Raw genomic sequence first — 14,446 nt, forward strand, 5'->3', positions numbered from 1 at the left:
CGCTGACAGTGCTCAGTGGCCAGTCGAAACTGGCCACCGCGCGCAATCCTACTTACGGCCGTTGCGCTTGCGTTCGTTTTCAGTCAAAAACTTCTTACGAACACGAATGCTTAACGGTGTTACTTCGACCAACTCGTCATCTTCGATAAATTCCAACGCCTGCTCCAAGGTCTGCTTGATATGGGGCGACAGGGCCAAGGAATCATCGGTACCGGACGAACGTACGTTAGTCAGCTGCTTACCCTTAGTCGGGTTGACCACCAGGTCGTTGCTGCGTGAGTGAATACCAACGATCTGGCCTTCATACACTTCAACACCATGGCCCATAAAGAGGCGACCACGTTCCTGCAATGGAAACAGACCGTAAGCCAAGGTCTTACCCTTAACCATGGACACCAGTACGCCGTTCTTACGGCTGGCGACATCACCTTCTTTGATCGGACCATAATGATCGAAGATGCTGGTCATGATGCCAGAACCACTGGTCAGGGTCATGAACAGACCCCGAAAGCCAATCAGGCCACGCGACGGGGTCATGAATTCCAGCTTGGTACGGCCCTTGCCATCCGGTTCCATGTTGGTCAGTTCGGCTTTACGCAGGCCGAGCTCTTCCATGATGGATCCCTGATGACCCTCTTCAACATCGATCACGACGATTTCATAAGGTTCATGCACCTTACCATCGACGATACGCTGGACCACTTCGGGACGGGACACACCCAGCTCGAAGCCTTCACGACGCATGGATTCGATCAGTACCGACAAGTGCAATTCACCACGGCCTGATACCTTGAACTTGTCCGGCGTCTCACCCGGTGTAACACGCAAAGCGACGTTGTGGATCAGTTCCTGCTCCAAGCGGTCCTTGATGTTACGGGTGGTGATGAACTTACCTTCTTTTCCGGCGAACGGCGAATCGTTCACTTGGAAGGTCATGCTCACAGTGGGCTCATCAACAGACAGGGGTGGTCGGGCTTCAACCTGATTAGGACTACATACCGTGTCGGAAATACCCAGACCTTCAATACCGGTAATGCAAACGATGTCACCGGCTTGCGCCTCTTCGATTTCAACTCGTTCCAAGCCGTTATAACCCATCACCTGTAAGATCTTGCCTTTACGGGTTTTGCCATCGTCATCGATGATCACAACCTGAGCATTGGGCTTGACAGAACCGCGCGATACACGACCGACACCGATAACGCCAACATAACTGTTGTAGTCCAGGGCAGAGATCTGCATCTGGAAACCACCTTCCAAATCGACGGCCGGAGCCGGTACGACTTCGGTGATCATTTTAAACAACGGTTCCATGTCGTCGGCTAGGTCATCGGCAGACAAGCCGGCAACACCATTCAAAGCGGACGCATAGATTACCGGGAAGTCGAGTTGTTCTTCGGTCGCATCGAGACGGTCGAACAGTTCAAAGACCTGATCGAGGACCCAATCTGGACGGGCACCGGGACGGTCGACCTTGTTAATGACGACGATTGGCTTCAGACCCTGGGCGAACGCTTTGGAGGTTACAAAGCGGGTTTGTGGCATCGGGCCATCAACGGCATCGACCAACAATAAAACGCAGTCAACCATCGACAGAACACGCTCCACTTCACCGCCGAAATCGGCGTGGCCTGGGGTGTCGACGATGTTGATGCGGAAGTCTTTCCAGCGGATAGCGGTGTTTTTCGCCAAGATGGTAATACCGCGTTCACGCTCCTGGTCATTCGAGTCCATGATGCGCTCAGAATTCTGGTCTTTACGACCCAAGGTGCCTGATTGCTGTAAAAGCTTGTCTACCAAGGTGGTTTTACCATGGTCAACGTGAGCAATGATGGCGATATTACGCAAATTTTCGATCACTGTATTGGTTCCACTGAATATTAAGGGCGCGGATTGTACCGCAAGTGTGCAAAAAAGACACAAAGAATAGTGCAATAGGCTCGAGCTTCTCTTTGTTCGAGCCTATCGAAGAACCGTGAAATTTGCCCGTGGAGCCCGCCAATGGGGGACTTTGGCCGTAACGCCTAGCCCAAAAAAGCCGCGTAAACGGGGTTGTCGGACTCGTCCCAATAGCGGTAACCGAGCTCATCGAGCTTTAAACGGAAGGCCTTTAGGTCCGCTTTGGGTACCTGTACCCCGGCCAATACCCGTCCGTAAGCGGCCCCGTGATTGCGATAATGGAACAGACTGATATTCCAATGGCCCCCCAAAGCGGTCAAAAACTTGAGCAGGGCACCGGGACGCTCGGGGAATTCAAAGCGTAATAGTCGCTCATCGGTCGCTAGTGGCGCGTGACCGCCAACCATATGGCGAACGTGCGCCTTAGCGACTTCATTCTGGGTCAAGTCGAGCACGCTGTAACCGTCGTCAGTCAGACTGGCTAGCAGTTCGACACGCTCCACATCACTGGATGTTTTTATGCCGACAAAGATTTGTGCGTCACGTTCATTGTTATAGCGATAGTTAAATTCGGTTACCGAGCGTTTGCCGATATGACTGATAAAACGCCGAAAGCTACCCGGTTTTTCCGGTATCGTGACGGCAAAGATGGCCTCGCGATGTTCACCCACCTCGGAACGTTCGGCAACATAACGCAGCCGGTCGAAATTCATATTGGCACCAGAGCAAATGGTTACCAAAGTTTTACCGGTACAGCCCTCACGCGCGACATATTTTTTCATACCCGCCACGCTGGCGGCGCCGGCCGGCTCTGCCACGGAGCGGGTATCATCGAAGATATCCTTGATCGCGGCACAAAGTTCATCGGCTGAGACGGTGATCACCTCATCGACATGGTCTTTGAGCACCTTAAAAGTTTCCTTGCCAATTTGAGCCACGGCGATGCCATCGGCAAACAGTCCAACCTCTTTCAGAATGGTGCGTTTACCGGCCTTCATGGCCGAGGCTAGGGACGCGCTCTCCTCATACTCCACGGCGACAACGCGAATCTCAGGGCGCAAATACTTGATGTAGGCGGTAATGCCCGCCGCCAATCCGCCGCCGCCGACTGGAATAAAGATCGCGTCAATTTCGCCCGGACCATATTGGTGCAGTATTTCTCGAGCGATGGTGCCCTGACCGGCGATGCCATCGGGGTCGTCGTAAGGGTGCACGAAGGTGTAGCCCTTTTCGTGCTGCAAGTTGGTGGCAAAGAGCAGGGCTTGATCAAATGAATCGCCGTGCAATATGACCTTGCCGCCGCGCGCGCGGACCGAGGAAACCTTGATCTCCGGTGTCGTCACAGGCATCACGATGGTCGCCTTAACGCCCATCAATTTGGCAGCCTGCGCCACGCCCTGGGCGTGGTTGCCGGCCGATGCGCAAATCACCCCAGCTCTGCGCTGCGCGTCACTGAGTTGCGCCATAATGTTGTAGGCACCGCGAATTTTAAAGGAAAACACCGGCTGCAGATCTTCACGTTTAATTAAAATCTGATTGCCCAGTCGACGGCTCAAGGATGTCGCAACATCCAAGGGAGTTTCGATGGCCGCTGCATAAACCTTGGCGTTCAGAATTTTTTTAACGTAATGCTCTAACATGAATGGTCCTTGTCACGATGGAAGGTCAGTGAATAACTATCCGACAGTGTACGGTGAAATGACCCTTAAACCCAAGGCCCGCCAGCGGACTTTATAACAACCTCGGGAGATATATTCGCCATTGGTATGAAAAAGAACTTTTTACAGGCTGCGTAACATCTCAATGCCCCCTATAATAGCCTTAACGCCCACCAGGACTGAATTATGAGCCAAGACGAATTAAAGCAACAGGTGGCGCTCGCTGCCCTCAAGTACATCAAGCCGCTGCTGCAGCCCGATGCGATCATTGGCGTTGGCACCGGTTCCACGGCAAACTTCTTTATCGATGCTTTGGCGGAACTGAAGCATGACTTTAAGGGCGCAGTCGCCAGCAGCGATGCCACGGCCGAACGCTTGCGCGGCCACGGCATCGAGGTCTTCGATCTGAATGAGGTGAGTCAGTTAGCGGTCTATGTTGATGGTGCCGATGAGGCCAACCGAAAATTGGAGCTGATCAAGGGCGGTGGCGCGGCCCTGACGCGTGAAAAAATCGTCGCGTCGGTGGCGAAGATGTTTGTCTGCATTGCTGACGAGTCCAAAGCCGTCGAGACGTTGGGCGCCTTCCCATTACCAGTCGAGGTTATCCCGATGGCGCGCAGCTCGGTCGCGCGTGCGATTGTCGCCTTGGGCGGCAATCCGGTCTATCGAGTCGGTGTGGTCACCGACAATGGCAATATCCTGCTCGACGTGCACGGCTTGAGCATTACCAATGCCAAAGAAATGGAAGCCAAGCTGAATAATATCGTCGGTGTGGTGACCAATGGTTTGTTTGCTCAGCGTGCGGCGGACGTCTTGCTGTTGGCGACGCTTGAGGGCGTTAAAACCCTGACCGTTATCAATACCTCGGCCGGTTCCGGCGAATTCTATTAAAACGCTGCCCCTGAACCAAAAAAAACCAGCCTAAGCTGGTTTTTTTGATCCAATCTATGCCAGTCTTAAGGCAGACGCTGCCACATCTGGGTTCGACCGAGTAGCGCGAAGCCAATATAGCCCCGAACTTCCAAGCTAGCGCCCTGATCGATTAAGCGAAATCGAGCCTTGTATTCTTTGCCATTGCCCGGATCGAGTATGGTACCGCCGTCCCACTGGTCGCCATTCTCGGTCAGACCCCAAACAAAGGTCATGCCCTCAACCGGCTGATTTTTGCGCGCGCCACTGCATTCTTCGCAGATTGGAATCGGCTCTTCGGGGTTGAGTAGCGTATCGATCCGGCCCATCAGTTCACCGTTCTTAAGCCAAAGGGTGACCAGGCTTTTGGCTTCACCGGTCTCATCATCTATGGTCTGCCATTGACCGACCGGTGATGGCGTTGCCGCCTGGCTTAGACCGCTTAGGGCCAAACATAAGAAGATCGAAAAAAATGTTTTCATAGTTACCATGCTCCGAAAGGAATCAGAACACCATAGCAGGTGGTTAGGATTGCTCAACTTAACTCGAATATTAGTGATTTTTAGGACGCAATGGCTCATTAAAAACCCCGATTAGGCTGAAATATCGTCAATAACAGCACCTAAGGCCTCAGCCAGGCGAGCTGGCGCCACTTCAATCTGCAAACCACGCCGGCCCGCGCTGGCATACAGGCTGGTTAGGAGGACCGCGCTGGCATCGAGTACAGTCGGTAAGGCTTTTTTCTGGCCAAAAGGGCTGATACCGCCGACCACATAGCCACTACTCTTTTCGGCCTGGGCGACATCGGCCAACTCGGCCCTCTTGGCGCCAAGTGCCTTCGCGGCCAGTTTGAGGTTGAGACTGCCGGCCACGGGAACCAAGCAGGCGGCGAGCGTTTTAGGGTTTCCATTGAGGGCGATCAAGAGGGTCTTAAAAAGCTGGCTGTGAGGCACTCCGAGCGCATCGGCGACATCCTGGCCATAGTTGTCGGAGCTGTGTTTGAGCTGGTATTCGTGCACGGTAAAGGGGATCTTGTGTGCTCGTAAGTAGTCAATGGCTGGGGTCATCGGGTCGGTCCTGTTTTGGTATAAATCCAGCGCGATCGCACTATCCCGGAGCGTACTTCGTGTTGGCGCTGGGTATCGACCTGCTAACGCGTTTTGCCGCGCAGGCTGGCCACCTTGGGAATATCGATAATGACCGTCAAACCATGGGGCTGATTGTTGACTGCCTGGATGCTGCCTTCGTGCAGCTGAACAGCCTGGAGTGCAATATTCAATCCCAATCCGGCACCTGGGTTGGTTTGGTCGAGGCGATAAAACGGATCGAACAGGCGCGCTAACTTGTCTTCTGGCACGCCGGGTCCTTCATCGCTGATGGTTAGGGTGACCTGGCCCGGGCCCTGACTTAAGGCTACCCGAATGGTACCGTCCGCCGGCGAAAAGCGCAGCGCGTTGCGCACCACGTTATCGAGCGTGCTGTGCAGCAACTGAGCATCACCTTCCATCTGCAGCGGTCCATCGATCTGATCAATAATCGTGATTTGCCGCGGTTCGGCCTCGAACCGAGCATCCTCGACCACCCTGCGGACGATGTCATCAAGCTCGATCGTGCGCCACTCGACCTGCTGCATGTCGTTCTCAAAACGACTCAAGGTAAGGATTTGCGCGATCATATTCTCGAGCCGGTCGCTTTCGCGTTCAATCCGATCGAGGGCCCGGTCGAGGCCTTCCGGCGCCTTTTGGCGCACGATGCCCATAGCAACCTGAAGCCGGGTCAGGGGTGAGCGTAATTCGTGGCTGACATTGCTCAGCAAGCGCTGCTGGGCCGAGACCAGATCCTCGATCCGGGTCGCCATATCATCAAAATCACGGCCCAATTCACCAATTTCGTCGGCCCGGCGGCTGACGCTGGATCCAGCACGTGCATTGAGCGTGCCGCGCGCCAAGGCGCGCACCGTCTGGCGTAACTTTTCAATCGGGCGCACAAGAGACCAGGTCAGGAGCAGGCTCATCAGGCCGGAGATGGTCAGGGCGAGGGCCAATTGCATCCACTGACTCTCCAGCCAGAACGGCAAGTTCGCTGGCGGTAGGGACGGTACCCCGCGCAGGAATAAACGATAGTTAATATTATTGACCGCAATCGGAATAGGCCCTAACCAAGCCTCGTTACGCCATTGGCCAACCTGCATGCCTTCTTGCTCCATCATTTCTGAGAGCATCACCAGAATGCGTTTGGGCGGCTGAGGGCTGCCCAACATACGATAGGCGTCATCGACCAGATACAGCTGAAAGCGGGCCGTGTCATTATAGTTGGTGAGAATCAACGCCAAGCGGGCAGGGTCAGTGCCGGCAAAACCCAGATCCGGAAAGACTATATTGCTGAGAGTCGCGATATGACGAGGGGCCGGCGGAGCGACCTGATACTGCTTGGCGGCCTGAAAGGACACAAAATAAGCTGCAATAACGATCAGGATCAACGATAACCAGAAACTGATCCAGATCTTGCCAAAAACCGACCCCAGAGGGTTGAGCTTGCCTAACTGCATGAACGCTTCTCTTGGGTCAGCCGGTGGTGAGCGCGACCCAGAGTGCGGGAGCGCTCACGCCAGGGTGGCGATTATTGATTCGGATCGACGAACATATAACCAATGCCGCGGATGGTTTGGATTTTCGACTGCTCAGAGGTACCGCCGAGCTTGCGCCTGACATTGCTCACATGCATGTCGATGGAGCGATCATAGGCCATGATTTCGCGGCCTAAAACCTCGAGGTAGAGATCTTCCTTCGGTACCGCCTTGCCTGAACGGGTCATTAAAACACGCAGAACCTTGAACTCACTGGTGGTCATCGGTATGTGTTCACCGTCGCAGTAGACTCTATAGGTGTCAAAATTGAGCTCAACCCCATGGCAGGCCATGATGCCGCTGTCATCGTTCTGCTGGGTGCGATCCAATTCAATGCGTCGCAATAGGGCTTTGATGCGAGCCAACAGCTCGCGATGACTATAGGGCTTCGCCAGGTAGTCGTCAGCGCCCATTTCTAAGCCAAGAATACGATCTGTCTCTTCGCCCCGGGCGGTTAGCATTAGCACCGGGACGATCGAGGTCTGGCGAATACGTTTCAAGGTTTCGAAACCATCGATTCCGGGCATCATGACATCAAGCAATACTAGGTCGAAGTGATGGTTGGCAATCTCTTCTATACCCTCTTCGCCGGTATGGGCCGATTCGAGTCGATAGCCTTCAGCCGACAAATACTCACCCAGCAATTCTGCCAGATCTCTATCATCGTCGATCAGCAAAATGCTGTGTGTGCTCATAGTCGAACCTCTAATAAGATAAAGCATTCAAATGGGTGCAGTTTTGAGTTTTCCCAAGCCATTGACCAAAGCTTTTACCGCATGTTTACACCGTCCGCGTGGCGGCCCAGTTAGGCCGGGCCGATCGATGTGTCTTGCCACTGACCGCGGTCTCGGCGTCCAGACAGCTTGGCCCGGATCAACCGGAGAGGCAGCGTCGCCATCATGTGTCATTCAAGGGTAAACCTATATGGCTGGTTGTGCCTACCAGAATTCGCTAAGATCGACGGCTAATAAGGGTGATCTATGATAGAAGACGACGATTTGGCCGCTTTACGGCAGGAAATGAAGGGTGTCACGCCGCTTAAGGGGGTCCGTAAGGTGGATCGCAGCTCAAGTAAGGTTGCCGAGCCGACCCTCCAGCATCGACGACAGATGGCGGTGACGGTTGAACAGAAATCTACCAATCATTTAAGCGATGAGATTATTGATCTGGTTCAGCCTCTGGACAGTCTGGAATATCGCAGCAATGGGGTGTCATTGGGGGTTTTTCGTAACTTGAAACGGGGTCAATATTCGATTGATGCCAGGCTGGACTTACACCGCATGAAAATGCTTGCAGCGCGCGAGGCTGTGTATCGATTCATCCAAGATTGCCAGCGCTTTGATACCCGTAGTGCGATAATTCTGCATGGCAAGGGTGAGTTAAGTGAACCGAAGGCGTTTTTGAAATCGTGCGTCAATACTTGGCTAAAACAAATACCGGAAGTCATTGCCTTCCACAGCGCGCAAAAACACCACGGCGGTGTCGGCGCGCTCTATGTGTTGATCAAAAAAAGCGATCGATTGAAACTTGAAAATAAATTGCATATTAATCGAGGTCGGGAAGATACCGACTTTTAAGTTGCCACCCAGCCTAACGGCGCAAGGAATAGTCCGACCATGAGTAATGTTAAAAAGATGAGCTGTTGCATTGGTTTGGCACTGTCGATTTCGATGTCAACGGTATCGGCTCAGGATCTGATCGAAACGGCGGGCGATGTATTACAGATAGCCCTGCCCTTAACCGCGCTAGCGTCCACCTTTAGCCAAGACGATGCCGCGGGCCGCAAAGCGCTGCTCACCTCCTATGGGTCGACCTTTGTCCTGACCCATCTGCTAAAGAACACCGTTAACAAGGAACGGCCGAATGGCCGCAATACCCTTAGTTTCCCCAGCGGTCATACCAGCTCGGCCTTTTCGGGCGCGTCGTTCTTGGCTAAGCGCTACGGTTGGGATGTGGGTTTGCCGGCCTTTTTAGCGGCCAGTTTTGTCGGCTACAGTCGAGTCCATGCCGACCAGCATGACTGGTGGGATGTAACCGCTGGCGCAGCCATCGCGATCGGTTTTAACCAGTGGCTAGTGCCTGATCCTGACGGGGTTAGTATGGCTCTGATGCCAACGCGCGGCGGTTACCAGTTGGCCCTGAATCTTCAATTTTAGAGCTCGCAGCCTGTCCCTGATTAGGCACCTGTTTGTTCGGCAGCTCGCTATTCGAGTGATAAGCCAGCATATATGAGTCGGGTCGGACAGAGGCGCTGTTTTTTTGACACCGCTAGTAATTACAAAAAGCAACATAAAATCATTTCATTGGCCCTTCGAGACCCTAAGGTATCTGGGTTGCTACAATCCGCCATTTTAATGGCGAAATATGGTAAGTTGTGCTGATTTGTTAGCACCCATATTGAAGTTTGCCGCAGGTTGGTATGATTTTATTCTTTTTAATAGACGCAATTGCCAATGGTAGGGTTCAAGTCGCGGCGGCTCATTGGGTTATCGATTATTGTAATGGGTCTTGGATTTTTTTTTCGCCTAGGCAGCCAAGCTATTGAGGACCAGCCAAGGCCCGCCGAGGCCGGCATCGATGAGCTCATAGCGCCAATCAATACACGCCAATCACAAGCCAGTCCCGCTGCAACCAAAGCCGCCTTACCCAGTTCGAGTAGCGCCAGCCCTGACGTCTCGACGCCAGCCCCATCAGCCCCACCGCAGCTGAATGTCTCGCCCATAGCGACGTCCTCCGTCGTGCCGCGCCCGGCATTTGATGCCCTGCCACTTGAGAGCCAAAGCGAAATTCGCGCCTTTGCATCGCGCGACAACAGTGATCTGGTCATCGAGCAGGTCAGTCCAACCCTGTTCCGGGCCAGTTTACTGGGCATCCATCAGGCCGTGCCCGTCGCGACTATCGGAGCCGACGGTCAGGTTACCATCAATGAGTATTAGTACTGGACGGAGATATGGTCACCAAAACGGCCGTGCCAAGTCTCCGGGGCCAATAGGGTGGCGGGTCAAATTGCTGTTAAGTGTCGCTGCCAGCTTACTGGCTGGCGCCGGTCACGCTTCAACGATCACCGGCACCGGTTCAACCTTTGTGCTCAACTTTGGGGTTGGCTTTACCGGCAGCATCGGTGAATCTCGCGCCGCAGTTTTCAATGCCGCCGCGCAGATTTGGGCCGATCGGCTGATCAGTGCCGTGCCCATCGAGATCGATGCGGCTTTCAGAAGCCTCACCTGCAGCGCAAGTTCGGCGGTATTGGGCTCCGCCGGGCCCGCCGCCAGCTATTACCTTAGCGCCGGCGGTCCCAGCTTAGGGTTGCTCAACAACACTTGGTACCCAGTGGCCCTGTTTAATGCGCGCAGTAACTCAGATGCCGATTCTGGTGTGGCCGATATTACCGCCAATTTCAATGCTTCGATGGATAACAACAACGCCTGTTTAAACGAGGTCAGCTGGTATTACGGCTTGGATCACAATCCGCCGGGCAACGACATCGATTTCTTTGAAGTGGTGTTGCACGAACTGGCTCACGGTTTGGGCGTCTTATCGCTAGTCGACAGCGCGGGCAACAAGGCCAATGGCTTGATGGACGGCTATTCTTTAAATCTTAAGGACAAGAGCGTCGGACCCTGGACAGACCTGAGCACAGCGCAAATTTTCACCTCGTTGACCGATACCGGGGATCTGGTCTGGACCGGAACCGAGGTGAACGCGTTGGCCGATACCCTATCGGCTGGTGTCAAGGGGGGTGAGGTGCAGATGTATGCGCCGTCACCCTATGAAGGCGGCTCCTCAGTGTCCCATTTCGATACCGCTTTGACGCCGAATGAATTGATGGAGCCGCAATATACCGGCGACGCCAACTTTAGCCACACCTTAGCACTGTACAAGGATATTGGCTGGCAGCTGGTCACCGGGGCCAATACGGCGCCCATTATCAGCGGTCAGCTCGACTTGGCCACCAACGAAGACACCAGCCTAACTCTGAGTATGGCCGATTTCACACTAATCGATCCGGATGACAGCAGCTTCACCCTGGCCGTCGGCAGTGGTCTGAACTACCGCGTGAGTGGTAATAGCATCACCCCGGATGCCAACTACAATGGCACCTTAAGCGTCCCGATCACGGTTAACGATGGTGACAGCGACAGCGCCAGTTTTGCCGCCGCCATCACCGTCAATGCGGTGAACGACGCACCGGTTATTTCAGCGCTGGCTGACATCAGCCTAGCCGAGGATGGCCGTTATGACTTTGACTTGAGCGACGTCACCATTACCGACCCGGACTCATCGACCTTCTCCCTGAGCGTCGAACCAGGCATCGATTATCAAATGGTGGCCAATAGTCTATTTCCCACGGCCGACTTTTTTGGGCCATTGAGTGTCGATCTGTCGGTATCAGATGGCGACCTCAGCAGCGCGCTGGCCACCATGACGGTGCAAGTCACGGCGGTTAACGACGCCCCCCAGTTAGTGGGCAGCCCAGAGACCAACGTAGTGATCGATCAAGATTATAGGGTCCAGTTCAGTGCGACGGATGCAGACGGCGATGACTTCCTCTTTTCGGTTGTCAGCGATCACGACTGGTTGTCAATCGATACGACCGGACTGTTGAGCGGTCAGCCAGAGGGCAGCGACATCGGCGCCGCATCGGTTAAGATCCAAGTGGGCGATGGTCAGGCCAGTACCGAGCAGCGCTTTACGTTAACCGTGAGCGATTCCGACAGTGCCGATTTGGCCCTTAGCCTCAGCGCCTCGGGCCATCTGGTAGGCCTCTCGGAGGCGACCAGCCTGGCGCTAAGCATCACCAATGACGGCCCAGCGGTTTTGGCCGACGGCTACCTGGTGATAACCCTGGATGCCCCGGCAAGCTTTAACAGTCTAGGCAGCGAGTGTGTTCTGGTCAGTTTTGGCGAAGTCCGTTGTGATCTGGCCGAGATCGGCGAAACGAGGTTGATTACTACTAAGGTGATCAGCGACCAGGCGGCCCTAGTCAATGTCGAAGTCCAACTCTTTACCACCCAGATCGACCCGAACAGTCGCAATGACTGGGCCGATGTGACCCTAGTCTTTCAGGCTGACCTGGCCGAACCAGAGGTCACGGCACCGGTCTTGAGCGGTGTCGACAGCCATGGGGTGGCCGCGGCGGATTTGACCGGTGATGGGCTTATTGAATTAATTTTCGCCAATAGTGAGGCCCAAGCCGAGCAAATATTCGCCTTCGATAGTGGCTACAATAGCCTCGCCAGCCGACACATCTTGACCGGGGTTGCCAATAGTCATGCGGTCATCGCCATCGATTTAAATCAGAACGGACGGCCCGATCTGGTGTTCGCCAATAGCGGGGTCAACCTGATTTATTACAATCAGGGCGCGGGCGTTTATGGGGCCCCAGATGAACTGGGTCAGGCCGACAGTCGTGCGGTGATTGCGTTGGATTTCAACGGCGATAAGTTGGTCGATCTGGCTTTTGCCAACATCGACCGCGCGAACGAAGTATTTTTGAACGACGGTCAGGGCGGCTTTGTTCCGGCCGACCTTTTGGGGCGGGCTGAATCTGAATCCATTGGCTTGGCGCAACTCGATGCCAATGGCGATGGCCGACCCGATTTGATCGTTGCTAACCGCGCGGATGATGACTATATCTATTTGAACCAGGGTGCCGACTCAACGGGTCGTGTTTTTGTCGACAATGCCCTAATTGTCGGCGATCAACAAAGCACCAGTGCTGCAGTGCTGGTGGCTGACCTAGATAGCGACGGTGTTGCGGATGATATTGTGATCGGGCAGCACACCTCGTCACAGAATCCGAGTATCCAGATATACCAGCCCAGTGGTAGCGGACAGTTTACTCTGCGCCTAGAACTCTCGGCTGGGGATGTCCGCTCCCTGTCGGTTGGCGACTATAATGGTGACGGCGAAGCGGACCTTGGGGTGTTAAATGACGACGGCCTGGTGCAGGTGTTTACCCAAAAGCAGGGCACCTTTGCCTCGGCCCTAACCTTTTTAGCGCCAGGCGCTAACGCTTTGGTGTTGTCGGATATCGATGGCAATGGCCGAGCCGATCTCATTGTTACCGGTGATGCCAGTTCAAGCAGCCGGGTATATTTCAGTTCCGAACCGGTGGTCGCCCCGCCGCCCAATAGCAACCCAACTCAGGCGGAACCGACGGTTACCGTGGTGAAAAAGACCGGTAGTTTAGGCGAGTTGTTGGCACTGTTTGGCCTGTTCTTATGGTCGACTCGGCGCTATGCGGCCCAACGCATGGACCGGCCGGATTAGAACTCAGCCCCTGTGCTATGTGCTGCGGGTGCTGCTGCGCCTTGGATTAATGGGTCTGCTGGCTGCTTCGTTTCTAGGGCAATTCGTTGCCCGAGGCTGCGACCCAGATTTCAAACCAGGTTTCGCGATCGATCTTGATCGCTAACGCCTCGCTCAGCCCCTGGATCCGGCCGACGTTATTGGTACCCACGACCGGCAAGATATGCGCCGGATGGGCCAAAAGCCAAGCAAAGGCAACCAAATCCATCCGACTGTTTTGTTCCGCGGCCAGTCTTGCCAGCAACGGCCGGACGCGTTGCGCGGCGGCTTCATCGCCGAATAACCGACCACCGGCCAAGGGTGACCAGGCCAAGGGTGCCAGGCCATCGCTTTGTATGTCGCTCAGATCGCCATTTAAGAAGGCATCCTGACACAGGATGCTTATTTCCACCTGATTGATCACCAGACGGTGACGCATATGACCCTGTAACAGGCGCCACTCTGGGGCATGAAAGTTGGACACCCCGGCACTGCGAATTTTACCGGCATCAATCAGTGCGTCGAGCGCGGCGCCGGTCTCTGCGGCATTCATCAGGGGGTCGGGACGGTGAATGAGTAAGCAATCGAGATAGTCGGTGTGCAAATTCCTCAATGACAGCTCTACGCTGCTGTTTAGATAGGCCGCGCTGGTGTCGTAATACTTAACTCGACGATCAGGGAACTTTTCGGTGTTCAGGCAAATATCACATTTGCTGATCAATTCCATCTTCGACCGTAAACTACTGTCTTGCGCCAGCGCCTGACCAAACAGTTGTTCACACTCATAATTACCATAAATATCGGCATGGTCGAAGGTGGTTATGCCCTCCGCGAGTGCCGCATCAATTTTAGCGCGGACCTGTTTTATGCTTTGGTCTGGGTCATCTGCCAAACGCCAAACACCATAGATTAGGCGACTGAGAGACAGCTCGATATCGGTGAGATTTATTCGTTGCATAAGGATTTTCCGGCCGGTTTTACCTCACTTTAAAGCCTTAATGCCAAGGTGCCAATACGTACCACCTGTTTCGCTCGCCTTTAAGTACGAAGCCGATCCATTGGC

At 54.3% G+C, this 14,446-nt stretch carries 12 protein-coding genes; 5 read left to right on the forward strand and 7 right to left on the reverse strand.

Features of this window, described 5'->3' with window-relative positions:
- Nucleotides 1-48: 48 nt before the first annotated feature.
- Complete coding sequence (gene typA, locus AC4FIC_RS13395; protein WP_100258492.1) at nt 49-1,860, reverse strand: translational GTPase TypA; 1,812 nt, start codon at nt 1,858-1,860, stop codon at nt 49-51.
- Between the two features lie 164 nt (nt 1,861-2,024).
- Nucleotides 2,025-3,539, reverse strand: a complete 1,515-nt coding sequence (gene ilvA, locus AC4FIC_RS13400) for a threonine ammonia-lyase, biosynthetic (RefSeq protein ID WP_100258491.1) — start codon at nt 3,537-3,539, stop codon at nt 2,025-2,027.
- A gap of 204 nt (nt 3,540-3,743) precedes the next feature.
- Between ilvA and rpiA the strand changes: the two genes are divergently transcribed.
- Nucleotides 3,744-4,448 (forward strand): ribose-5-phosphate isomerase RpiA, encoded by a 705-nt coding sequence (gene rpiA, locus AC4FIC_RS13405; RefSeq protein ID WP_100258490.1) that lies wholly within the window; start codon nt 3,744-3,746, stop codon nt 4,446-4,448.
- 65 nt (nt 4,449-4,513) lie between these two features.
- On the opposite strand, the gene AC4FIC_RS13410 is transcribed toward rpiA, so the two are convergent.
- The 4 genes from AC4FIC_RS13410 to AC4FIC_RS13425 form a co-directional block, all read right to left on the reverse strand.
- Nucleotides 4,514-4,948, reverse strand: coding sequence for a DUF2147 domain-containing protein (locus tag AC4FIC_RS13410; RefSeq protein WP_100258489.1), 435 nt, complete (start codon nt 4,946-4,948; stop codon nt 4,514-4,516).
- 111 nt (nt 4,949-5,059) lie between these two features.
- A complete protein-coding gene (gene ybaK, locus AC4FIC_RS13415) occupies nt 5,060-5,533 on the reverse strand; it encodes a Cys-tRNA(Pro) deacylase (RefSeq protein ID WP_100258488.1) in 474 nt (157 codons plus the stop codon).
- A gap of 83 nt (nt 5,534-5,616) precedes the next feature.
- Entirely contained in the window at nt 5,617-7,014 is a 1,398-nt protein-coding gene (locus tag AC4FIC_RS13420; RefSeq protein ID WP_100258487.1) for an ATP-binding protein, read from the reverse strand.
- Nucleotides 7,015-7,085: 71 nt separating this feature from the next.
- The gene (locus AC4FIC_RS13425; RefSeq protein ID WP_273284836.1) at nt 7,086-7,787 is read right to left on the reverse strand and encodes a response regulator transcription factor; all 702 of its coding nucleotides are present in this window, start codon (nt 7,785-7,787) and stop codon (nt 7,086-7,088) included.
- 285 nt (nt 7,788-8,072) lie between these two features.
- On the opposite strand from AC4FIC_RS13425, the gene smrA reads away from it, so the two are divergent.
- The 4 genes from smrA (at nt 8,073) to AC4FIC_RS13445 (ending at nt 13,365) form a co-directional block, all read left to right on the forward strand.
- Complete coding sequence (gene smrA, locus AC4FIC_RS13430) at nt 8,073-8,669, forward strand: DNA endonuclease SmrA (protein ID WP_100258485.1); 597 nt, start codon at nt 8,073-8,075, stop codon at nt 8,667-8,669.
- Between the two features lie 39 nt (nt 8,670-8,708).
- Nucleotides 8,709-9,248, forward strand: a complete 540-nt coding sequence (locus tag AC4FIC_RS13435) for a phosphatase PAP2 family protein (RefSeq protein ID WP_100258484.1) — start codon at nt 8,709-8,711, stop codon at nt 9,246-9,248.
- A gap of 345 nt (nt 9,249-9,593) precedes the next feature.
- Nucleotides 9,594-10,028 carry a hypothetical protein gene (locus AC4FIC_RS13440; RefSeq protein ID WP_158524414.1) on the forward strand — a complete coding sequence of 145 codons (435 nt, stop codon included), beginning with the start codon at nt 9,594-9,596 and terminating at the stop codon, nt 10,026-10,028.
- Between the two features lie 70 nt (nt 10,029-10,098).
- Nucleotides 10,099-13,365: an FG-GAP-like repeat-containing protein gene (locus AC4FIC_RS13445; RefSeq protein WP_158524413.1), complete on the forward strand. Its 3,267-nt coding sequence runs from the start codon at nt 10,099-10,101 to the stop codon at nt 13,363-13,365.
- Between the two features lie 73 nt (nt 13,366-13,438).
- On the opposite strand, the gene AC4FIC_RS13450 is transcribed toward AC4FIC_RS13445, so the two are convergent.
- Entirely contained in the window at nt 13,439-14,341 is a 903-nt protein-coding gene (locus AC4FIC_RS13450; RefSeq protein ID WP_100258482.1) for an aldo/keto reductase, read from the reverse strand.
- Between the last annotated feature and the right edge of the window lie 105 nt (nt 14,342-14,446).

It is taken from the genome of Reinekea sp. (assembly GCF_982785585.1).

Coding starts and splice junctions, on each gene's coding strand:
- AC4FIC_RS13450 (WP_100258482.1), bottom strand. CDS start 14,341: ATGCAACGAATAAATCTCACCGATATCGAGCTGTCTCTCAGTCGCCTA.
- AC4FIC_RS13410 (WP_100258489.1), bottom strand. CDS start 4,948: ATGAAAACATTTTTTTCGATCTTCTTATGTTTGGCCCTAAGCGGTCTA.
- AC4FIC_RS13435 (WP_100258484.1), top strand. CDS start 8,709: ATGAGTAATGTTAAAAAGATGAGCTGTTGCATTGGTTTGGCACTGTCG.
- ybaK (WP_100258488.1), bottom strand. CDS start 5,533: ATGACCCCAGCCATTGACTACTTACGAGCACACAAGATCCCCTTTACC.
- smrA (WP_100258485.1), top strand. CDS start 8,073: ATGATAGAAGACGACGATTTGGCCGCTTTACGGCAGGAAATGAAGGGT.
- AC4FIC_RS13425 (WP_273284836.1), bottom strand. CDS start 7,787: ATGAGCACACACAGCATTTTGCTGATCGACGATGATAGAGATCTGGCA.
- AC4FIC_RS13420 (WP_100258487.1), bottom strand. CDS start 7,014: ATGCAGTTAGGCAAGCTCAACCCTCTGGGGTCGGTTTTTGGCAAGATC.
- ilvA (WP_100258491.1), bottom strand. CDS start 3,539: ATGTTAGAGCATTACGTTAAAAAAATTCTGAACGCCAAGGTTTATGCA.
- rpiA (WP_100258490.1), top strand. CDS start 3,744: ATGAGCCAAGACGAATTAAAGCAACAGGTGGCGCTCGCTGCCCTCAAG.
- AC4FIC_RS13440 (WP_158524414.1), top strand. CDS start 9,594: ATGGGTCTTGGATTTTTTTTTCGCCTAGGCAGCCAAGCTATTGAGGAC.